Source organism: Paenibacillus sp. NPDC056579, assembly GCF_042793215.1.
Taxonomy (GTDB): Bacteria; Bacillota; Bacilli; order Paenibacillales; family NBRC-103111; genus Paenibacillus_S.
This window is the reverse complement of record NZ_JBHTVD010000008.1, coordinates 111,485-131,610: the sequence shown is the minus strand read 5'-3', so window position 1 is coordinate 131,610 and position 20,126 is coordinate 111,485. Positions and strand designations below refer to the sequence as shown.

Annotated in this window: 20 protein-coding genes; 8 read left to right on the top strand and 12 right to left on the bottom strand. The window is 53.0% G+C overall.

Annotation, left to right across the window (positions count from 1 at the left end; translation table 11 throughout):
* Positions 1–10 precede the first annotated feature (10 nt).
* A complete protein-coding gene (locus ACFQ88_RS27365) occupies positions 11–1,477 on the bottom strand; it encodes a circularly permuted type 2 ATP-grasp protein (protein ID WP_239630678.1) in 1,467 nt (488 codons plus the stop codon).
* A gap of 422 nt (positions 1,478–1,899) precedes the next feature.
* On the opposite strand from ACFQ88_RS27365, the gene ACFQ88_RS27360 reads away from it, so the two are divergent.
* Positions 1,900–2,556 (top strand): cell wall hydrolase, encoded by a 657-nt coding sequence (locus ACFQ88_RS27360; RefSeq protein WP_379459135.1) that lies wholly within the window; start codon positions 1,900–1,902, stop codon positions 2,554–2,556.
* A 58-nt stretch (positions 2,557–2,614) separates the two neighbouring features.
* Here ACFQ88_RS27360 and ACFQ88_RS27355 read toward each other — a convergent pair whose 3' ends face one another.
* Together ACFQ88_RS27355 and ACFQ88_RS27350 are read right to left on the bottom strand one after the other, a co-directional pair.
* Positions 2,615–4,033: a YfcC family protein gene (locus ACFQ88_RS27355; RefSeq protein WP_239630676.1), complete on the bottom strand. Its 1,419-nt coding sequence runs from the start codon at positions 4,031–4,033 to the stop codon at positions 2,615–2,617.
* Positions 4,026–5,234 (bottom strand): M20 family metallopeptidase, encoded by a 1,209-nt coding sequence (locus ACFQ88_RS27350; RefSeq protein WP_379459132.1) that lies wholly within the window; start codon positions 5,232–5,234, stop codon positions 4,026–4,028. The genes ACFQ88_RS27355 and ACFQ88_RS27350 overlap by 8 nt, the downstream gene beginning before the upstream one ends.
* A 543-nt stretch (positions 5,235–5,777) precedes the next feature.
* Here ACFQ88_RS27350 and ACFQ88_RS27345 point away from each other — a divergent pair.
* Complete coding sequence (locus tag ACFQ88_RS27345; RefSeq protein WP_379459130.1) at positions 5,778–6,323, top strand: NAD(P)H-dependent oxidoreductase; 546 nt, start codon at positions 5,778–5,780, stop codon at positions 6,321–6,323.
* A gap of 42 nt (positions 6,324–6,365) precedes the next feature.
* On the opposite strand, the gene ACFQ88_RS27340 is transcribed toward ACFQ88_RS27345, so the two are convergent.
* From ACFQ88_RS27340 to ACFQ88_RS27330, 3 genes are read right to left on the bottom strand one after another with little or no spacing between them, the layout of a single operon-like run.
* Positions 6,366–7,256 (bottom strand): LysR family transcriptional regulator, encoded by an 891-nt coding sequence (locus ACFQ88_RS27340; protein WP_379459128.1) that lies wholly within the window; start codon positions 7,254–7,256, stop codon positions 6,366–6,368.
* Between the two features lie 42 nt (positions 7,257–7,298).
* Complete coding sequence (tatC, locus tag ACFQ88_RS27335) at positions 7,299–8,054, bottom strand: twin-arginine translocase subunit TatC (RefSeq protein WP_239630672.1); 756 nt, start codon at positions 8,052–8,054, stop codon at positions 7,299–7,301.
* Between the two features lie 35 nt (positions 8,055–8,089).
* A complete protein-coding gene (locus ACFQ88_RS27330) occupies positions 8,090–8,320 on the bottom strand; it encodes a MerR family transcriptional regulator (RefSeq protein ID WP_239630671.1) in 231 nt (76 codons plus the stop codon).
* A gap of 237 nt (positions 8,321–8,557) precedes the next feature.
* Between ACFQ88_RS27330 and ACFQ88_RS27325 the strand changes: the two genes are divergently transcribed.
* From ACFQ88_RS27325 to ACFQ88_RS27315, 3 genes are read left to right on the top strand one after another with little or no spacing between them, the layout of a single operon-like run.
* A complete protein-coding gene (locus ACFQ88_RS27325) occupies positions 8,558–10,168 on the top strand; it encodes a flavin monoamine oxidase family protein (RefSeq protein ID WP_239630670.1) in 1,611 nt (536 codons plus the stop codon).
* A 22-nt stretch (positions 10,169–10,190) separates the two neighbouring features.
* The gene (locus ACFQ88_RS27320) at positions 10,191–10,745 is read left to right on the top strand and encodes a RidA family protein (RefSeq protein WP_239635618.1); all 555 of its coding nucleotides are present in this window, start codon (positions 10,191–10,193) and stop codon (positions 10,743–10,745) included.
* 50 nt (positions 10,746–10,795) lie between these two features.
* Positions 10,796–11,020, top strand: coding sequence for a twin-arginine translocase TatA/TatE family subunit (locus ACFQ88_RS27315; RefSeq protein WP_379459124.1), 225 nt, complete (start codon positions 10,796–10,798; stop codon positions 11,018–11,020).
* 276 nt (positions 11,021–11,296) lie between these two features.
* Here ACFQ88_RS27315 and add read toward each other — a convergent pair whose 3' ends face one another.
* The 5 genes from add to ACFQ88_RS27290 form a co-directional block, all read right to left on the bottom strand.
* Entirely contained in the window at positions 11,297–12,343 is a 1,047-nt protein-coding gene (gene add, locus ACFQ88_RS27310; protein WP_379459122.1) for an adenosine deaminase, read from the bottom strand.
* 454 nt (positions 12,344–12,797) lie between these two features.
* On the bottom strand, positions 12,798–13,685 hold the full coding sequence (locus ACFQ88_RS27305; RefSeq protein ID WP_379459120.1) for a DMT family transporter: 888 nt from the start codon (positions 13,683–13,685) through the stop codon (positions 12,798–12,800).
* An 80-nt stretch (positions 13,686–13,765) separates the two neighbouring features.
* The gene (locus ACFQ88_RS27300; protein WP_239630667.1) at positions 13,766–14,566 is read right to left on the bottom strand and encodes a helix-turn-helix transcriptional regulator; all 801 of its coding nucleotides are present in this window, start codon (positions 14,564–14,566) and stop codon (positions 13,766–13,768) included.
* Positions 14,567–14,605: 39 nt separating this feature from the next.
* Positions 14,606–15,625, bottom strand: coding sequence for a leucine-rich repeat domain-containing protein (locus ACFQ88_RS27295; RefSeq protein ID WP_379459117.1), 1,020 nt, complete (start codon positions 15,623–15,625; stop codon positions 14,606–14,608).
* 197 nt (positions 15,626–15,822) lie between these two features.
* Positions 15,823–16,761, bottom strand: a complete 939-nt coding sequence (locus ACFQ88_RS27290) for an alpha/beta hydrolase (protein ID WP_379459115.1) — start codon at positions 16,759–16,761, stop codon at positions 15,823–15,825.
* A 204-nt stretch (positions 16,762–16,965) separates the two neighbouring features.
* Between ACFQ88_RS27290 and ACFQ88_RS27285 the strand changes: the two genes are divergently transcribed.
* Positions 16,966–17,703 (top strand): MBL fold metallo-hydrolase, encoded by a 738-nt coding sequence (locus ACFQ88_RS27285; protein ID WP_379459113.1) that lies wholly within the window; start codon positions 16,966–16,968, stop codon positions 17,701–17,703.
* Between the two features lie 58 nt (positions 17,704–17,761).
* Positions 17,762–18,352: a CGNR zinc finger domain-containing protein gene (locus ACFQ88_RS27280; protein ID WP_379459111.1), complete on the top strand. Its 591-nt coding sequence runs from the start codon at positions 17,762–17,764 to the stop codon at positions 18,350–18,352.
* Between the two features lie 195 nt (positions 18,353–18,547).
* Here ACFQ88_RS27280 and ACFQ88_RS27275 read toward each other — a convergent pair whose 3' ends face one another.
* Entirely contained in the window at positions 18,548–19,258 is a 711-nt protein-coding gene (locus ACFQ88_RS27275) for a TetR/AcrR family transcriptional regulator C-terminal domain-containing protein (protein ID WP_379459109.1), read from the bottom strand.
* 96 nt (positions 19,259–19,354) lie between these two features.
* Between ACFQ88_RS27275 and ACFQ88_RS27270 the strand changes: the two genes are divergently transcribed.
* Positions 19,355–20,071, top strand: a complete 717-nt coding sequence (locus ACFQ88_RS27270; protein ID WP_379459107.1) for a DUF6022 family protein — start codon at positions 19,355–19,357, stop codon at positions 20,069–20,071.
* Positions 20,072–20,126 lie beyond the last annotated feature (55 nt).

The following is a 20,126-nucleotide window of genomic DNA, read 5'->3' as shown; positions in this document are numbered from 1 at the left end:
GCTTTCCTTCCTACGCCAATACCCAAGTATCCTTGCATCCTCCGCCCTGAGACGAATTGACGACCAGAGATCCTTCCTTCATCGCAACCCGCGTTAAGCCTCCGGGGACGACATGCAGCTCTTCCTCCGCCCCCATCAGGACGAACGCCCTTAGATCAATATGCCGCGGCATCATGCAGCCGTCGCCAAGAATCGGCGCCCGGGAGAGCTGCACAGTAGGCTGGGCAATGTAGCGTCCAGGGTCTTGGCGGATTTGCTCGGCGAATACGGCAATCTCCTCCTTACTTGCCGTTGGTCCGATCAGCATGCCGTAGCCGCCGGAGAGGGACGTCTCCTTGACTACCATCTCCGGGAGCCGTCCCAGCACATAGTCTCTTTCCTCCGGTCGGGAGAGCAGATATGTCGGGACATTTTGCAAAATCGGCTCCTCCTGCAAGTAGTACCGGATCATTTCGGGTACGTAAATGTAGATCGCCTTGTCGTCCGCTACTCCGGTGCCCGGCGCGTTCGCGATCGCCAAATTGCCTGCGCGGTATGCGTTCATAATGCCGGCAACCCCAAGCATCGAATCGGGCTGGAAAGCGAGCGGGTCCAAATAATCGTCGTCAATACGGCGGTACAGCACGTCAACCTGGCGCATCCCTCCGATGCCGCGAATGTAAAGCTTGTGATCCATAGCGACCAGGTCCCTTCCTTCCACCAAATGGATACCCATCTGCTGCGCCAAAAAAGCATGCTCGTAATAAGCGGAGTTATACTCTCCTGGCGTCAGCAGGGCGATCACCGGGTCCGGTTTGCCGGATGGAGACAGGCTGCGCAGCGTGCTGAGGAACCGGTTCAAGCTCAGCTCCACATCGCGTATCGAGCAGGAGAAGGATAGCTCCGGGAACAGCTCGTTCATGATGGAGCGACTTTTAAAGAGGTAGGAAAATCCTGATGGAGAGCGCAAATTGTCTTCCAGCACATAATATTGCCCATTCGCATCGCGGATAAGATCAATGCCCGACGTGGTGATATATGCGTTATGAGGAACCTGGAGCCGCATCATTTCCGGCCGGAAATAGCGGTTCGCTACAATCATGCGCCGCGGCACGATCCCGTCCTTAATAATATGCTGCTCGTTGTAGACGTCCTGCACGAACCGGTTCAGTGCCTTTACCCGCTGGATCAGACCCGCTTCGAGCATCCGCCATTCTTCGGGGGGGATAATTCTCGGAATGAGGTCAAAAGGGAGTGTCCGCTCCAGCGGCTGAAGCTGCTCGGGTTTATACAGCGTGAACGTAATCCCTTCCTCCATCATTCTCCGCTGCACGGCTTCCTGCTTTAACGCCAATTCCTCCGGACGCGACCCCGAGAACCGGGCGTAGACCTGTCTGTAATGCTCTCTTACGCAGGCGCCCTCACCCCCGCCGAACATTTCATCGAAATACGGCCCTAACGGATAAGGCGTACCGGGTACAGGATCCATTTTGTTCATGCAGCCATCCCCTCTCCAACAGCATCATTATGTTAGATTTAATAACACAAATTCTCGTTTCCAGTCCAAAAACCCGAATGTTTTTGTAATATATGTATATTATCATATGGTTTATGCGATTTTGTGTCAATATAGTTGACACTAGTAAGCGTTTTATTCAAAAAATAAATTTAGCTGCCTGTTCTCTTTGGAATAACACCCTTCTAAATTCGTTGGAGTTGAATTAGAGTCGGCCGGACGGCAAATACTACTTCTAACAATATGGAATCCAAATATATGGAAATTTACCGCAATACTTCATCGTCTCGACAGCATTAACTAAAGCCGCGCCAGCGCTGCTTTTTCCGGCACATTCCAATAAATACTGGTTGAACATCGCCACTTGCTGCTTCATAATCAGAACCCGAAAGGGGAGATGCAGGATGAAGGCCAAACACTGGAAATTTTTCACCTTCCTTATCCTATTATGCTTGACCACGATAAATGGACTGGCTCCGCAAGCTCAAGCGGCTCCGGCACCACTATTACAGCAAGGCAGCACAAGCGGCGACGTATGGGACTTGCAGTTCCGATTGAAGCTTGCCGGATTTTATCAGCTTCCGCTGGATGGTCTTTACGGCCCGAACACCGTGTCCGCCGTCAAACGATTTCAGACGAACTACGGGTTGAATCCCGACGGACAAACAGGCCCGCAAACATGGACCGCTTTGAAGAAATACTCTCTGAATAAAGAAGAGTTGGACATATTGGCTAAAGTCATTTACAGCGAGGCTCGCGGGGAATCGTATACCGGGCAGGTTGCTGTCGGCGCGGTTGTGATGAACCGGCTGCAGTCCGGACAATACGGAGATAATATTAAGGACGTTGTCTTCCAAAAAGGCGCCTTTACGGCTGTAGCCGACGGCCAATACTGGCTGACACCGGACAGCACGGCTTATATGGCCGCCCAGGACGCAGTACGCGGATGGGATCCGACCTACGATTCGATGTATTACTTCAATCCGCAAACCGCTACAAGCAAATGGATTTGGTCGCGGCCGCAAACTGTTCAAATCGGCAATCATATTTTTGCAAAATAAATCGGCTTTACAACAAAAAGGCGTTTCGACGGTCTCTCGACCGCGAACGCCTTTTTCCTTACGAATATTGAATCACATTGGCGACGATGACGAAGATCGCCCCGGCCACCAGCCAGGCAGCCATCAACGGCCAGAAAAACCGGACCCATTTCTGATATGCAATACCGGATACCGCCAAGCTTCCCATCAAGGCCGAGGAGGTAGGCAGGATCATGTTCGTAAACCCGTCTCCCAGTTGGAAGGCAAGCACCGCCGTCTGTCTCGTCACTCCAAGCAGATCGGACAGCGGAACCATGATCGGCATCGTAGTGACCGCCATGCCGGTTCCCGATGTAATGAAGACGTTCATTACGTTTTGGAACAAGTACATACCCAGTACCTGTACCGAGCCCGGCAATTCTCCAACCAGGACGGACAAATGATACACGATCGTATCGATGACGCTGCCATGATCCAGCACCACCATAATGCCGCGGGCCAGGCCGATAATAAACGCGCCGTACGTGATCGCGCTGGCTCCCTTCACGAACTCCTTGGCGATCCGGCTCGGGCCGTAGCCCGCACAGAAACCGGACACGATCCCCATTGTCAGGAATAGCGCAGCCAGCTCCTCCATCCACCAGCCCTTTTTGGAGACGCCCCATATCAATAGGCCGAAGCCGATAACTACCGTGGCAATCGTCAAATAGTGTTTCAGCTTCATGACCGGCAAATGCGAGAAGTCGAGCTTCGTTCCCGTCCCCTCCGACTCCTGCTCCAGTTCGTACACAAGCCCGCCTGCCGGGTTAGCCTTGACCTTGGCCGCATAGCGCATCAGATAGAAGCTTGTAATCGCGATCAAGCAGACGAGGAGGATGATCCTGAGCCACATGCCCGAGAACATCGGGAGCTGGGCTATCGTTTGGGCCAAGCCTACGTTGAACGGATTCAGGATGCCAGCCGTGAAGCCGCAGGAGGCACCGAGCGAGATCATCGCCGTTCCCGTAAGCGCGTCGTAGCCGAGAGCCCTGGCGATGGCTATGCCGATGGGCACGAACACCATCACCTCCGTGGACATTCCCATCGTGAAGCCGCCTACAGAAAAGAGGGAGAGGAATACCGGGATGACCCAGATGCCCTTATTGGCGAAAGCCTTCGCTACCCTTCCCGTGACGGCTTCGATCGTCCCCGTAGACGAAATAATTTGAAATGCTCCGCCGATGATGAAGATGAAGAATACGACATCCGCCGAATCGACAAGCCCGTGGACGATCGATTTCGGAATGTCCACCAAGCTTACGGGACTGGCCTCGACCGGATGGTAAGAGCCTGTTACGAGCAGCGATTTGCCCGTCGCTGTATCCTTGACCCGGTCGAACTTCCCGGCAGGCACGGCATAAGTAAGCACGGCCGCCACCAATACCAGAATGATCAATATGACGTAAGTATGAGGCATTTTCAGCCATTTGCGAGGGCCGGCCGCCTGCGCATTATCCATGTTGTCGTCCTCCCTCTTTGTCCCGCTTCCACTGCTCGAATTCCTCGCGCACTTCACGGAACGCTTCCTTATCGACGCACAAATCGTAAGCGGTCATCGCGAGTGACTTCGCCGCCTGATTCAACTCGATCATACCTTCCTCCGCTCCGGCCAGCCGGCAAAAATCCGGCGTATGCGTCGTCGCGTCGCCGATGCGGATATACGGGTGAATCGTAGCCGTTATCTGACCCACATTGCCGATGTCGGAGGAGCCGACGCCGCCTTTCTTCGGTGGATCGCATACTTCGATGCCCATCTGCTCCAGGTTGCTCCGAAACAGCCGCGCCATAGCCTTGTTGTTGTTGCGCTCGGCGTAGATCAGTCCTTCCGCGATATCTACCGTCGCTCCGACTCCTTCCGCCGCACTGCGCACGGCCCGGTACACCTTCTCGCGCACCGTCTCCAGCTCCCCGACCGTCGCCGCCCGGAGAATGAATACCGCTTCGCACAGCTCCGGCACGACATTCGGGGCATCGCCGCCCTTCGTAATGATGCCGTGGATGCGCACATCCTCCTTCACGAACTGGCGCAGCGAGTTAATCGCTACGAAAGCGTTGATGAGCGCATCCAGCGCGCTGATCCCCTTCTCCGGCGACGACGAGGCGTGCGCCTGCTTGCCGTGGAACGTGAAGGTCGCATCGACGCAGGCAAGAGCGCCCCGCAGCACCATCGTCTTGCTTTGCGGGTGGACCATCATCGCCGCATCGATGTCGTCGAACACTCCCTCGTTGCACATAATGATCTTGCCTCCGCCCTCTTCCTCGGCCGGAGTCCCCAAGACGACGATCTTGCCCGGCAGCTGTGGGCAAGCATCCTTCAATGCCAGCGCCGCCCCGACGGATGCGGTTCCGATCAGGTTATGGCCGCAGGCGTGCCCAATCGCCGGAAGCGCGTCATATTCCGCCAGCAGCGCGATGACCGGCCCGCCGGGAGCTCCTTCCCACGTCGCCCGAAACGACGTTTCGAGCCCGGCAATCCCCCTCTCCACGGCAAAGCCCGCCGCCTCCAGAGGCTCGATCAGCCATTCGCGGGCTTTATGCTCATGGAAGCTGAGCTCCGGATTCGCATGAATTTGGGCCGCAATCGCACGCAGCTGTCCGTCTCTTGCATCGACAGCTTGTTGAATGCGCGTTTTTTCATTGCTCCATTCGTCTTTATTCATTATATCTACCACCTTGTGTTATACTTCATCACATTCATTGATCGGCCGAATATTTATGCAACATGTTTGAATTATTGTAAAACGGCTCGGGCGATAAGTAAAATCAATAGTTTTTTGCGCTTCACCGAAAAAAATTTAATGGCATGGAGCTAATAACCGTTAGTATTATTGGGTTTGTTGCGTTGATCTGCAATGCCAGCTCCATCACCTATCGATCAAAGACGGTTCGGCGTCTCATCGTTTCGTGAAGCAAGCTTCCGTTTCACTTACAGTCAAACAGCATAATTATTCATCGCTCGCCCGGGCAACAGATGCGATTATCCCCAGGCGGCACCTTATCGGCCTGCAGCGACGGCTTGGGGCGTACCTATTCGTTTTCGGCAATATTTTCTACTTCCCATAAACCCTTGATCCTGCACTTTTGTACGGTTTGGCGTACTAAGTATGAAATAAATAAGTACTTTTCAAGCCCTTCTCTCCCGGCCATAATGAGCGTACCGAAAGGCACACCAAAAACTTTACACAAAGAAAGGCTGATGAACGATGAAAATCATGGTTATTATTGCGCATCCCAACCTTGCTCAGTCGCAAGTAAATAAGGCTTTTGCCCACGCTCTGGAGGGGCAGGCGGAAATTACAGTGAGAGACCTGTACCGGGAGTACCCGAATTGGGAGATCGATGTGGCGAGGGAGCAGCAGCTCCTGCTGGAATATGACCGGATCGTGTTTCAATTCCCATTCTACTGGTACAGCTGCCCGCCTCTGCTCAAAAAATGGTTCGACGACGTGATGACCTACGGCTGGGCTTTCGGCAAAGAAGGTGTTCATCTGAAAGGCAAGCAATTTATGCTCGCCACTACAACCGGAGGTGCGGAGCACGGCTATCACGCGGGCGGAGATAACTGGTATACAATAGACGAGCTGCTGAGACCGATTCAGGTGACGCTGCTACGCTGCAACGGGACGTTTCTGCCGACCTTCGTCACCTACGACACGACTTATGCCACGGCAGACTATATTGCGGAGGAAGCCGCACGGTATGCCGAGTCTATTCGTGCTCCCTTACGCTTAAGCCGGTATTCGTCTTAAAAAAGAAAAAAGTGCAGTACTCCCCGGGGAGTATTGCACTTCTTACTGCTTATGCCGTTCTTTCATAAAATCGACGAACCGGCCGATAGTTGCGAGCTGCAGGCTCGTTTCTTTATACACCATCCACGTGTTTCGCTTCATCGGCTCGCCGTTTTTCCGGTACAGCTCGACTTTGTGCAGCCGGTCCTCCGGCGTGACAAAGATGCCGGGAATGATGGTGTAGCCGAGCCCGTGCTTGACCATCTCCTTACAGGTTTCGTAGCTGTCCACCTGCATCGTGACGAGCGGAGGCGCATGGAACCTCTCATGCCACCAAGCGCCGACCGTCTCGCTGAAGGGCAGCGGAGCGTAAGTCCCTGCGTGAACCCGGGGCTGCTTGTAGCAAATTTGCGGCAATCTCGGAAGGTCCTCGAGCTCCAGCTTTTGCTGGGAGATAAGGCAGATGTGCTCATCATGCAGCAAATGTCTGCCTTCATACCACGGATAATCTCCGCGGACGACACCGACATGAATTTCCTCCCGCGTCAGGAGCTCGAGAATCTCCGTGCTCAACGCGCAGGTGACGATAAGCTGCACCTCGGGATATTGATCCCGGAACGCTTTCAATAACGGCGGCAGCTTGTAGAGTCCGAAGTAGCTGGATACCCCGATCCGCAGATGACCCTTCACCTCGTTGCGCATGTTTGTGATATAATCCTTCATCCTATGTAAATTATCCAGCATTTTTCTGGCATATTCGACTAAATATTCTCCCTCGGGCGTCAGCTTCGTCCCTTTGGAGTTTTTGACGATAATCGGTACGCCGAGCTCCTTCTCCATCTGGTGAAGCCGGTACGTCAAGGCGGGTTGAGTAATATACAGGCGCTCCGCCGCTTTGGTCAGACTCTGCTCCTCCGCTACGAACTGAAGCATCATGTAATCTTTTTCGTTCATGAATCCACTCCTTTCCACTACCGGCTGCATTTGAGCCTCGGATTAGGCCGTTTGCTCAAGGGAACCCGACTGCTGAAGCCGCAGCTTATTTCTGTAAACCACCCTGGACAGCCATACGCTGATTTCGTACAGAACGATAAGCGGAACCGCCACCATCAGATGGGATATGAGCTCCGGAGGCGAGATCAGGCTCGCCACGATCACCAGCACCAGGTAGGCATATCGACGCATAGTATGCAGCCGTTTCGGATTCAATATTCCAATTTTCGTCAGGAACATCACGATGACCGGAAGCTCGAACGCCACCGCGAGCGGAATGACGATGCTGAACATAAAGCCGAAGTACTGGGAAATGCCGTATGTCTCTGTGAACTGCAGGCTTCGGGCAATTCCCGTTGTAAAGCTGAAGCTCATCGGAAATACGATGAAATAGGCAAAGGAGAACCCTATCACGAAGCAGAGGACTGTAAACGGAATATACTTTAGCGCCGCGTCCTGCTCCTCCCTCCGTAGTCCTTTATTCACGAACTTCCACAGCTGGTATAGGGCGAAGGGCATCGTAACCGCAATTGCAAAAGCCAAGGCAATACTCATGTAAATGCGGATTGCATCCCACGGCGAGAACACGTTCCAGCTAATGCCCGATGCGGGCGGCACGCCTTTTAAATATAACAAAATTCGAGGTGCAATAAACAGCCCCGCTATCAAAGTAACGACCAGCGCCAGCATGACGAGTATAATACGCTTGCGCAGCTCGGCAACGTGATCCCATAGCGCCATTTTTCCGTCTTCCTCCATCGGCTTACCTCACCTGCCTTTTCTCCGTTTGGCCTTCAGTTTCCCTTGTACTGCTTCATCGACTTCAGCTCGAACGTATGAAAGCCGTCCTTCAGCTTTTGCTGAATCTCCCTCAGCCGGCTTACATCCTCAAAGGAATATCTGCGCGCTCCCCCTTTCGTCCTGTCCGGAAATACCAGCTTCCGTTCCTCGTAGTAACGGATTTGGCGCTCCGACAAGCCGGTTAATTCTTTTACCGTACCGATGTTCATCACTTTTCCTTCCATTTTCATAACCTCCGATGTTAACTAAATGTTATAAATATGCTGAATTTTAAAAAATAATGAACTTCTTGCCTTAATCTTGAGTTGATTCTAACAAAAATGATTTTCAAAATGCAATGGTTTTTGAAAAAAGAAAAAACCGTGTTAGAAAACCTAACAAAAAGTGAGTCAAATAAAAATTTTTTTGGTACTATCTCGTTGTGAAGGTGAAGCCACTTTACCACGAAGGAGAAGAGGAGCATGGAGACAAAGGAATCCACTAAAGAAATGACACGCAGGCAGTTCTTGACGACTGTCGGCAAAATCGGAGGCTCGGCTGCCGTGTTTAGCATGATGGGGACATTGGGACTGCTATCGCCGGAGACGATAAAAGCAGCCGAGTTCACCCCTCCCGGTCAAGGCGACCTGTCTTCCACTCATCGCAACGGCAAAAAAATCGTGATCCTGGGCGGAGGCATCGCAGGCTTGACCGCAGCCTATGAGCTGGGGCTGGCCGGATACGATTGCACGATTCTGGAGGCAAGAGCTCGTTCAGGGGGGCGGATCTGGTCGGTACGGCGGGGAACCACAGTAACGGAGATTGGCGGCGTGAAGCAGGTCGCGCGCTTCGATGCAGGTCAAGGGTTGTACCTGAATGCAGGGCCGATGCGGATTCCTCAGTTCCATGTCACCATGGAATACTGCCGCAAATTCGGCATTGCGATCGAGCCGTTCAACAACGTGAACGAGCACGGCTACTACTATAACGAGAACGTCGGCGAGCTGTCCGGACGCAGAGTCCGAAAGCGCGAAGCCAAGGCCGATGTCAAAGGCTACGTTTCCGAGATGCTAGCCAAGGCGGTCAACCAGAACGCGCTCGACCTGCCGCTGACTCCGGAGGAAAAAGAAAAGCTTGTCGCCTATTTGAAGCGCGAAGGCGATTTAAATGCGGATCTGTTCTATAAAGGGTCCGAGCGGGGAGGATATACCGAGGAGCCGGGAGGCAAGCTGGATGCCGGCGTAAGAAAAGATCCGTTCGATATGAAGTCGATTATCAGCTCCGGGTTCGGCAACTTCTTCAGCAATGAATACTCTTACGATCAGCAAATGATGATGTTCCACCCGGTCGGCGGCATGGATCAAATCCCGAAAGCATTCGAGAAGCGCCTGCAGGGCAAAATCCAATTCCATTCCGAGGTCAAGGAAATACGTCAAAACGAATCCGGCGTCCGCATCACTTATACGAATCTGGAGACCGGCGTAACGAGAGAAATTACCGGCGACTACTGCATTTGTACCATTCCTTTATCCGTTCTCAAGAGCATCCCGGCCGACTTCTCCGCCGAAATGGCCGACGCCATCGCCAAGACCAACTATGCTTCGGCAGGCAAAATCGGTCTCCAATTCAAACGCCGCTTCTGGGAAGAAGACGATCAAATTTATGGCGGCAGCTCGTTGACCAATATGGATATTACCCAAATGTACTATCCTCCGACGGAATATTTTGCGAAAAAAGGCGTCCTGCTAGGCTACTACGTTACCGGCGCCAATGCCGACAAGCTCGGGAAAATGTCGGTTGCCGAACGCGAAAGCTACGCCTTGAGCCAAGGGGCCAAAATTCACCCGCAATTCCATAAGGAGTTCGAAGCGTCCTTCTCCGTCCACTGGAAAAATATTAAATACAATGTCGGCGCATGGGGCAGCTTTACGGCGGAGGAACGCCAAACGATTTATCCAACACTATGCAAACCGGACGGACGCATTTACTTGGCGGGTGAGCATATCAGTTACATTCCGGCATGGATGGCCGGCGGGATCGAGTCGGCGCGGAAAGTCGTTACTGAAATTCACGAGCGCGTAATGAAAGAATAGATGAAGGGACGGTTGAGTGACCATGAATAAAAAGATCAAATCCATCCTGGCCATCGGATTATTATCTACTGTAGTAGGAATCAACGCCTATGCCGACGATACGGAAACGCCTAACAAGTATTCTGCCGAGCCGGTAAATGAAGCGGAATTTTACGGAAGCCCTTCTTCCTCAATTTCAAGCGGAGTCTCCGTTCCGGGCGGAGCGGCCTATCTATACACGAGCGGAACGGTGCCGCCGGTATTGAATAAAGATGGCGCCACCGTCTACGACCGTTACGGCGATACAAAAACCCAGGCGCAAGGTGTTCTGAAAAACATCGAGAGCCAGTTGAAGGAAAAAGGCTTGACGATGAAGGACGTCATCTACTTGCGCGCCTACCTCGTGGCCGATCCGGCCAAGGAGAACAAATTCGACTTTGCCGGCTGGAACGCCGCTTATGCGGAATATTTCAATAATGAAGCGAACCCGGTGAAGGTAGCGCGGTCCACTGTCGGCGTCGCCGGATTGGTCAACACCGACTGGCTGATCGAGATCGAAGCCGTAGCCGTATATCCCAAGAAGCATGACCAGAACTAAGATGAGGAGCGCTTAGCCCTCTCTCACTATCATGAAGGAGATGATTGCGCATGCTGCAAAATATCGGTTTTCCCGGTCTCATGTTGATTTTGATCGTTGTCCTGATCCTGTTCGGACCATCAAAGCTTCCGGAGCTCGGACGCGCGGTTGGCCGTACGCTGCACGAGTTCAAATCGTCCGCACGCGAGCTTGTTTCGGAGAACAAGGATGACGGCGAGGATCCCAAAGACATCGTCAAAGAGCGCAAGGACGTTACGGAGAAAAGTCCTGCCTAAGGGGAATAAGAAGAGCCGCCGGTTTGGCGGCTTTTTGATTGTCGGGAAACCCGTAAGTATAACAATTAACCATTATACTCCGGTGGGATATCTCTCTCCGGCGGCTGTTGAAATCCGTAAAAATTGATTAGATTTATCGGTATCTTCACGGATTTCAAAGGCGGACGCTCACACTCCTCCAAGAGACATTCCCACCTACATTCATGGTTAACTCAAAAAAACAGGCTTGACAACAGCCCGAGGAGCCGCAAAGCAGGCGGCTCTTCTGATTTAGATCTAAAGAACTCCCAGCTCCTTCATCCGCATGCCGAACTCCTGCCTCAGCGCGCGCTTCTCGTCCTCCTCCAGGAAGGCGGCTCCCACGCCGTTCATGATCAGGACCGCGATTTCCGCAGGCGTAAATCCGAACGTATCCGCCAATACTTCATATTCCTTCGTGATCGTCGTGCCGGATACACCGGGATTATCCGTATTGACTGTAACGACAATTCCATGGTCGAAGTATTCCCGGATCGGATAAGCATCCCAGCACGACACCGCTTTGGTCTGAATATTGCTGACCGGGCACATCTCCAGCGGGATGCGGCGTTCTCTGATCATCTCGAGAACGGCCTCGTTTTCCCTCATGCGGACACCGTGCCCGATCCTTACGGCGCCGAGGTTTACGACCGCTTCATACACATTGTCCGCTCCAGCCGCTTCCCCCGCATGGATCGTGACCGGAAGTCCCCGCTCTCGCGAGGCGGCGAACACCTCCCGGAACAGCTCCGGCGGAAAGGACGCTTCATCCCCCGCCAAATCAACGGCCGCCAGCCCTTTCCCCTTAAAGCGGGCTGCAGCTTCAACAACCTCCAAGTTGTCCGCGACGGAATGGTGTCTCATGCAAATTGCAATAGCCCGTGCTTTCACACCGAATTCCCGCTCCCCCCGCTGCAATCCCGCAATAACATGCCGAATCGTCTCGTCTACCGTCAACCCCCGCCTCCTGTGAAGCTGAGGCGCGAACCGGACCTCGATATAAAGGCAGTGATGCTCTGCGGCCTGCCGTACCGCCTCATAGGCTACACGCTCCAACGCCTTTGCCGTCTGCAGAAACGGAAGAACAAAGTCGAACTTGCTCAAATACTCCTTCAAGCTGCCGCAATCATCGGTAACTTGAAGATGAGGGAGCAGCCCTTCCCTCTCATAAGCCGGAAGCTCTACCCCCTGCTCTCTCGCTAAATCGAGCACGGTCTGCGCCTCTACACACCCGTCCAAATGCACATGAAGATCCACCTTGGGCAGCCGCCTTACTAGAAGCTTGCTCTCGTTGTTGTTTATCATCATCGACCACTCCCTTCAGTTATCAAGAACTTCACTCGCTGTAATTTTTATATACTTTATATCAATGTTATTATTATGTCAATATATATAACATGTATTCTTTTTGTTACAAGATATGTGTATTTTTACTGAAGGAGCGAGGCAAGCTAGCTGCAAGTCCAGTATTGCATGGATAACCATACACAACGGGTGCTACTCAAGACGAGTAGAGTAGTGTGATTCATTCAACTATCCCAAGAATGACTACTGTTTGACAGGGGATGTTTGATTGAAAGCAAAGCAAAAAGAGGGAGCACGCCTACGAGAAACAAGGCGGGTGCTGTAAGTATCCAAGGCATTTGGCCCTATAGGGATACAAGTATGCTCCCTCTCCGCCCAACACAGGTCAAACCGGGCATGCAAAAGTTCCACGGGGAACAATCGGCATTTCACAGACTGCGCAGCGGCTGCGCTCTTAGTTCTTTTGCAGCTTTATCCGTCTCGGCTTCACATTGACCATAACGATACCGGTAATAACGACCGCTCCTCCGACCAGCTGCAGAGGCAAAACCGACTCCTGCAAGAAGAGGTGGCCTCCCACTACGCCGACAATCGGCACAAGATTTAAGTACATTGTCGTTACCGTGACATCCAGCTGCCGCAAAGCGTAAATGTATAGTAAGTAACAGCAGGCGGAGCAAAAGACGGCCAAAAACAATACATGCAGCAGCACCGCTGCAGGAATCGGCCCCCACTGCCTATATTCGGTTAACGATAACGGCAAAAGCAGCAGAGTGCCGAACAGGTTCTGGTAAGTGGTCATGAACAGCCCGGAATACTGGCTCCGGAACGACTTATTGCACAGCGTATACAGCGACCAGGTTACCATGGCGCATACGATCAGCATGTTGCCCTTAAAATGGGCCGAAGCGAACTGTACTTGTCCATTGGCTGTAATCGCCAAATAAGTGCCGGCGAACGCTACCGCCATCCCTGACCATTGAAGTCCCGTAAGCCTCGTCTTGTAAATCAGCTGATCCAGCAGCGTAGCCAGGATGGGAATGACCGAGGCAATTAACGCCGCATTCGAGGCGGTTGATAGTTGAACTCCCGAGTTTTCAAAGTAAAAATACAGCGTCACCCCCAAACATCCGGCCGCCATCATGCGGAGCACATCCTGTTTATCCAGCCGGGACGAAGGCTCCTTCTTTTTCAGCCACAGCCATAATAGTGCCGAAGCGATTGCAAACCGGATCAGCGCCATCGTAATGGGCGGAATAAAGCCGACCGCGATCTTTATGCTGACGAATGAGCTTCCCCACAGCAAGACAACGATCAGCATGCCTATATGTCCATATTTCACATCTGTCCCCTCCTCCGTCGATATCACCATTGTACGGACGGAGCGAGAGGACGTATTGTATAAAATTGCGGAACTAGGCGTTACAAGGAGCTTCTATAATGTTGGGGGGTGACACCGGCAAAATGCTTGAACAGCCGCGTAAAATGGCTTTGATCGTAAAACCCCGCCTCCAAGGCAACGTCAGAGATGGATCGCTCTGGACTCAACTGCTTTTTGGCGTAGTTGATACGAAGCATGTTTTGGTAAGCGTGAGGAGGGATATTATGCTCTTTCTTAAAGGAATGAATGAGGTGGTATTTGCTGACGCCCGACACCCGCTCCAGCTCTTCCAATGTTATGGGCTCCAAATAATGCTCATGCAGATAGTCCTTCACACGGATCATATGAGGCTTCAGCACTGATGCATCGGAGCGTTTCCCTTCAACGGCAGCGGATGGGAAGATAGCCTTGAGTAACGCTATGGCAGAGGATTCGGTTTCGAGCGGCGACAGATTTCTCGTCATGCATGCGGCAAGACGGTTCAGCAGACCTAGGCCGAGTCCGTTCGTACTATGGTCCGGGAGGAACGGCTGACGAGCCGGCATAGCATCACGGATCACGCCGTGTACCCAGTCAGAGTGAAAAAAGACCATCTTGTACCGCCAATCGGACGATTCCTGAGGATTGCACGCGTGAGGCAAATACGGCGGAATCCAGATCAGCCGGCCCGCCTCCACATCCAGATGGCGACCGTCGCACCAGACGGTACTGGAGCCTTCTTCAATAACGCCGAGCGAATATTCTTCATGAAAATGCTTCTTGTACGAGGCGCTCTTATCGGTACATAGTTTGAGCTCAAGAAAAGGAAGGGAACGCTCCCGGTAAAAGGCAATAGCTGTCATCGATGCACCTCCATCTCTATTACGATACAACACGGAAGATCATGGTTGGCTGCCGCTGACCGGATTGTTATACATCGCGACATGCTGCAGCTTCGGCAGCTTTAAGAGCTCTACGGGCTCCGCATCGAATAAATTGTTGCTTAAGTCGGCATAGACGAGATTGCGCAGGTTCGCCGCTTCCGAAGGCAGCCTCCTCAGGCTTGTGTAGTTGATGGACAGATGCTCCAGCTCCGTCAACCGCCCGATTTCCGCCGGCAGCCTATCGAACGAGACGTCCTCCTTACGAATAATGGACTGGCCTTCGTCCAACCGGTAATAGCTGCCGCAGCCTACCGTCAACCGTTTCAGGCGAGTCAGGCTGCCGATCTCCTTCGGAAAAGGCAGCAAGTCGGCCGTATAAACCGTCAGCTCCTCCAGCTGCCTGAGCTCCTGGAACATGTTTTCCGGAAGGCTCCGGATATGGTGCTCGAATATGTACAATGTTATGAGCGTGTGGATCCGGCTTACCTTATCAGGCAGCTCGTACAGATCAAAGCCCGTAATATGAAGACGCTCCGCCCTATGCCTTAGAGCATCATCGAGCAAATCGTCCAGCCCTGCGTTAAACTCTCCCCGCAAAAACAAGCCGTCGATTTGACGCGAGAGCGCATTCGCCTCATCCTCTTCGAGATGAATACCCGCCATATCCTCGTGCGCTACCGTAGTGAGCCAATCGTTACCATCGGCGTCCAGGAAGCCTAAATCCTCCGGCAAGTGCGGATGGCTCCAAGCCAGCAATCGCTCGGCTTCGGTGCGGAGCACATGCGCAGCTTCGCTATGACAGGCGTAAAAGTAGACGGTCCCTCCGTTGGAGTAAGCGATGCTGTGCTTCCCCCGCAAGCTGTCGCAGCTTTCCTGCTTGATCAGATAAGGTTCCAAAAGCCGGAGCACGCGATGGCAATTTTCATTCATGTACATCTGCTCCCGTGTCGCCAGTACGAACATCGAGGAACGCTCTATCGCATAGTCGATGAGCCTGCGGTAGGCTTCTCCCTTAGGATCGTTATAAATTTGTATCATGCGCCGGTCACTCCTCCCCCTTGTGTTTAACCCTAGCGCGCTTTATTTCTTTTATTTGAAATGACAGCATGTGTTTATACGGAAAAATCATCCTCGCGTATATTATAGTCCTTCTCCTCTGCCGGAAACAAACAACCCTCGGCAAATGACAAAAGCACCTCCCCCCTGATATCCAGGCTGAAGAGGTGCTCTCCCGCTTACATATGCTTCGCCAAAAATGCAGCTACCGCCGATTCATAGCCTACCGGATCGACACGGCGGGACATCCCGTGGCCGGCGCCGGGTACAACGTACAGCTCTTTATCTCCCGCGGCCGCTTCGTACAACCGATACGCCATATCGAACGGCACGAACGCATCAGCCTTTCCGTGAATGAACAGCATGGGCATCGCGGTCCGGCGTACCTGCTCTATTGCCGAGGCTTCCCCGAAAAAATAGCCCGCCCGAACCTTGGTCAGCAAACTGGTCGAAGGCAGAATCGGAAAGTCCGGCAAATGGTACAGCCGCATGAGCTGGTAAGACAGCTCGTCTTTAGCCGACGTATACGCGCAGTCGGAGACGATGGCTTTGACATTGCCCGGCAGCATCTCTCCGCTCGTCATCGATACGGTAGCGCCTCCCATGGACACTCCATGAAGCGCTATGGCAGCGTCCGGCCCCACGATCTCGATCATCCGCTGAATCCACTGCAAATAATCTTTGCGCTCGGGCCAGCCGAAGCCGATATAGTCCCCCTCGCTTTTTCCATGCCCTCTGGCATCCGGCAGCAGGACGTTGAAGCCTAAGCCGTCATGGTAAAACTTCGCGAAGGCATCCATGTCGGCTGCTTTACCCGAGTATCCGTGGGCGATAATAGCCGTTTTGTTCGTAGGGGCTACCGCTTCGATATAGTAGCCGGACAGCGTCAACCCGTCGTGCGATTGGATCGATAATTGGCGCAACGGTTGGCTGTTCATCCAGTTCGACCGATTGCTGTCCGCTAGTTGTTCCAGATCAGGATCATCCGCGAGGAAATCTTTCGGCGACCGCTTGATCGCAACATGATAAAAATAAAAGCTGGCGATAACGTCCGCAAGAAGCAGGACGACGATCAGGCTGAGTATGCCGCGAATCCAGCGAGATGTACGTACATTCATAGCTTCCGACCCTCCAAGAGCATTCCAGACTGTCATTAGCAGTATGCCCCAATGGATTCTGCCTTCAACCCGGATACCCCGACAAAACACGCTTTTTATATAACCACTAAAATAATATTTTACAGGTTATATTTCTTGATATATAATACCAATATAACCCTTAAAGATCAATTATACAGGTTATACAAAAAAGGAGTGATTCGCATGATCATTCAGAAGCTGCCGTGGGCAGGCATTCGCGTACAGACGGAAACAACCAGCTTGGCCATCGATCCGTTATTCCATTTTCCTTCCAAATTCGGTCAGCCGCAGGAGCCGCTGTACCCTTTGAACGAGTTCGGACCAGTCGATGCCGTTCTGATTACGCACCATCACGGAGATCATTTTGATCCCGAGGCTATCGCTTCTTTTTATGGCGAAGCGATTCCTGTGTACCTGCCTGAGGCATCGGTTGAGCTAGCCGGCCATAGCAGGCTGACCCATGTTATGGGCGCAGCCGTCGGACAATCGTTCTGCATCGGTTCCTTCACGATTACAGCAGTCCCTTCCGTCGACGGGATGGGAGATCCGCAAGTCGCCTGGATCGTTCGAAGCGAGGATACCCAGCTTATCCACTGCGGGGATACGCTCTGGCACGGATACTGGTGGAGCATCGCAAGCACGTATGGTCCGTTCGATGCCGCCTGCTTGCCGGTGAACGGGGCCGTACTCGAGCTTCCCGGACGGAAGCCGAGCGGACAGCCGATCTGCCTGACTCCTGAGCAAGCCGTGTCCGCCGCTGTTGTTCTGGGGGCACGAACGTTAATCCCTATCCACTACGGAATGATCCATCATCCTCCTATCTACACGCAAACACCGAATCTTTTGGATCGCTTAAAAGCCAGCGCAGATGGTACAATGGACTTGACCATTCTTCAGACTAAGGAAATTCATGTGCTATGAGGAGCAGCTAGTGTCCTGATAGTCTGAATCTGATATGTAACGGAAGGATGATGTAGCAATGGAACCGGCCATTTTCGTATTAGGAGGCACACTCTGGATCAATCTGCTGAATACCGTCTGCATGCATAACAAACTTCCTGCCGATTTGTTATCGCACCCCGCCACTGCGCTTCCTTGGCTCGAGGCGAACGGGCTGGTGCCGGCCGGAGATGCCCCCCTTTCCGAAGAAACATGGAGCCAGCTCAGCACAGAGCTAGTTTCGCTTCGCAATTTGTTCGAGGAGGCCCTGTACGAGCTCGGGCAGCATGGGCCATTGTCCGATCGGCTATTTGATTCGGTAGCCCGAAGAACCGATGCGCTATCGGTCAGAGTCAAGCTTACCCGAACGGAGACAGGCGCTGCGCTGGCTTACGAAGGCAAAACTGTTGTGGACGACGTTCTGTATCGCATCCTCCGCTCGTTCACCGATACATTGGAGCTCGGCTCCATCGACCGCATCCGCAAATGCGAGCATGAGGAATGCATCCTCCGCTTTATCGACACGTCCAAGAGCGGCAAAAGACGCTGGTGCAGCATGGAGCTTTGCGGAAACCGCCATAAAGCGGCCGAGTTTTATGCCAAGAAGAAGCTTAGCAAGGCGATCCGTTAAGCCCTTGACTTGACCTGCCCTACCCTGCTATCCCATCATCATCTCATATATGACATGAACCAACGGAAAGCACCCCTGAAACCCTGCACAAGCAATATAGGCAGCTGGTTCAAGGGTGCTTTGTTGTTGTCCGGACCGTTCTGTCCTGGGAATGATGAACACGCCGTACGCGGTGCGGTCTTGGAGGAACATAACTTACACTTTCCCGGCCTTTGCTTCAAAGCCGTCCATCAGAGCTTCCAGTCCGAACTGAAACTCCTCATCTCCGTTCGGCCTCGTCGTGTAGACGGCAAGACGGATCATATTAGGGAACCGGTCCTCCGGCAGCGAACGGTAGGCTTCTGTATAGCTTCCATCCCTCTGCTCCATCCCGCCGTCCTCGGGACCGGTCAAAGCCTTTAGGCGGGCTTCGTCCGCAGCGAAGCCAATCACATAATTTTTCAGGATGGAAGCCATCCAAGGAATATGCTCGTCCCGGAAACCGGCTGCTGCCAAAATGTGAAACAACCGTTCGATCTGGGTCAATCGGCCATATCCCATGGCGATGGTCGCCTGGAAAATGTCTGGCGCATCCCTGCAGCCGCGCAGGGCCGTTAGAAAAGCGCCCGACCATTGGACCAGCTGTTCGCGCCAAGGAAGCGCCGGGTCAGGTTCGGCCATTTGATCGCTCAATGTATCGGCAAGCAGCTGAAGCAGCTGATCTTTATCTTTCACGTGGTAGTACAAGGAAGCGGTCTTCACACCCAAGGCATCCGCAATTTTCCGCATGCTCAGCTCTTTGAACCCGGATTCGTTCAACAGCCGGAGCGCGGTCTGGATAATTCGCGCACGCTCCAAGGGCGTGTGCCCCGGCTCCCCCCCTGTACTAGCGGTATCGTTCTGCGGATAAATCCTTCTTCTAGCCATAGCTCTACTCCCTTCTCTTGACAAGTATACCATAAGCAATTATTCTAATACCATTAGATTATTCTAACATTATTAGATTAATGGGAGGTATATCCAATGAAACCTTTGCAAGAAGCTCTTGAAAACAACCAAAAACTCACCATCCAAACGCTGGTCAAACATTTAAATGAAGCATTATCGGAATTATGGGATGAGGTATGGCACGATAATGAAGAGGAGCTGACGCGAATGTTCGCAGAGTACGGCGACCGGGCTTATGGAGCTTACGTCCAGAAGCTGGTGACCCCCTTATGCGAGCAAATCCGTGGAGCAGGCTACGGAATGAAGTCCGGGTTCCATTATGCCGATTCCATAGAAAATTGGGGGCCGCCCGAGGAACGGGAGCGCTGTGCCTGGTATGTGATCGAACGGCCGGAAAGCGATCCGCTTGGTACCGCTGTGCTGCAATTGTACCACTCCCATGCCCGCTTCCACCTTCCGCAAGCTCCTGCGTTCTTCGCTCTGGAAGAAACAGAGCGCGAAGCCATTGTGACCGCCATTACCTACGCCGCTGTACGCACGAACCGCTATGTCTCGGGCGGATACCAGGATCGAAGCGCCGACAGCTTGCAGCAATGGGAGTATGCAACGGACACCGGCCTCGGTGACTATATCCGTTCCAGTCAGGCGCAGCGTGCCGCCGGCCTCGATCCGGCGTTGGCACCTTGGGGGCGCAACGGCTGGGAGCTCGTCTCGGTTGTTCCGCACAACGACCGTTTGATCGGCTTTTTCAAACGCCCGGCTGCTCATCCCCCGTTTGCTGCGGAGCAGTAGCCGCACATTGCGCAAAAAGCCCGCCCCCATTAAGGGACGGGCTTCACATTTTGCT

Excerpts from the sequence above, each read along its gene's own strand:
- ACFQ88_RS27315 (WP_379459124.1), top strand. The coding sequence starts at position 10,796 with ATGCTGCAAAATATCGGTTTTCCCGGTCTCATGTTGATTTTGATCGTT.
- ACFQ88_RS27325 (WP_239630670.1), top strand. The coding sequence starts at position 8,558 with ATGGAGACAAAGGAATCCACTAAAGAAATGACACGCAGGCAGTTCTTG.
- ACFQ88_RS27350 (WP_379459132.1), bottom strand. The coding sequence starts at position 5,234 with ATGAATAAAGACGAATGGAGCAATGAAAAAACGCGCATTCAACAAGCT.
- ACFQ88_RS27330 (WP_239630671.1), bottom strand. The coding sequence starts at position 8,320 with ATGGAAGGAAAAGTGATGAACATCGGTACGGTAAAAGAATTAACCGGC.
- ACFQ88_RS27270 (WP_379459107.1), top strand. The coding sequence starts at position 19,355 with ATGAAACCTTTGCAAGAAGCTCTTGAAAACAACCAAAAACTCACCATC.
- ACFQ88_RS27320 (WP_239635618.1), top strand. The coding sequence starts at position 10,191 with ATGAATAAAAAGATCAAATCCATCCTGGCCATCGGATTATTATCTACT.
- ACFQ88_RS27340 (WP_379459128.1), bottom strand. The coding sequence starts at position 7,256 with ATGAACGAAAAAGATTACATGATGCTTCAGTTCGTAGCGGAGGAGCAG.
- ACFQ88_RS27300 (WP_239630667.1), bottom strand. The coding sequence starts at position 14,566 with ATGACAGCTATTGCCTTTTACCGGGAGCGTTCCCTTCCTTTTCTTGAG.
- ACFQ88_RS27280 (WP_379459111.1), top strand. The coding sequence starts at position 17,762 with ATGGAACCGGCCATTTTCGTATTAGGAGGCACACTCTGGATCAATCTG.
- ACFQ88_RS27365 (WP_239630678.1), bottom strand. The coding sequence starts at position 1,477 with ATGAACAAAATGGATCCTGTACCCGGTACGCCTTATCCGTTAGGGCCG.
- ACFQ88_RS27295 (WP_379459117.1), bottom strand. The coding sequence starts at position 15,625 with ATGATACAAATTTATAACGATCCTAAGGGAGAAGCCTACCGCAGGCTC.
- tatC (WP_239630672.1), bottom strand. The coding sequence starts at position 8,054 with ATGGAGGAAGACGGAAAAATGGCGCTATGGGATCACGTTGCCGAGCTG.
- add (WP_379459122.1), bottom strand. The coding sequence starts at position 12,343 with ATGATAAACAACAACGAGAGCAAGCTTCTAGTAAGGCGGCTGCCCAAG.
- ACFQ88_RS27290 (WP_379459115.1), bottom strand. The coding sequence starts at position 16,761 with ATGAATGTACGTACATCTCGCTGGATTCGCGGCATACTCAGCCTGATC.
- ACFQ88_RS27285 (WP_379459113.1), top strand. The coding sequence starts at position 16,966 with ATGATCATTCAGAAGCTGCCGTGGGCAGGCATTCGCGTACAGACGGAA.
- ACFQ88_RS27360 (WP_379459135.1), top strand. The coding sequence starts at position 1,900 with ATGAAGGCCAAACACTGGAAATTTTTCACCTTCCTTATCCTATTATGC.
- ACFQ88_RS27275 (WP_379459109.1), bottom strand. The coding sequence starts at position 19,258 with ATGGCTAGAAGAAGGATTTATCCGCAGAACGATACCGCTAGTACAGGG.
- ACFQ88_RS27355 (WP_239630676.1), bottom strand. The coding sequence starts at position 4,033 with ATGGATAATGCGCAGGCGGCCGGCCCTCGCAAATGGCTGAAAATGCCT.
- ACFQ88_RS27345 (WP_379459130.1), top strand. The coding sequence starts at position 5,778 with ATGAAAATCATGGTTATTATTGCGCATCCCAACCTTGCTCAGTCGCAA.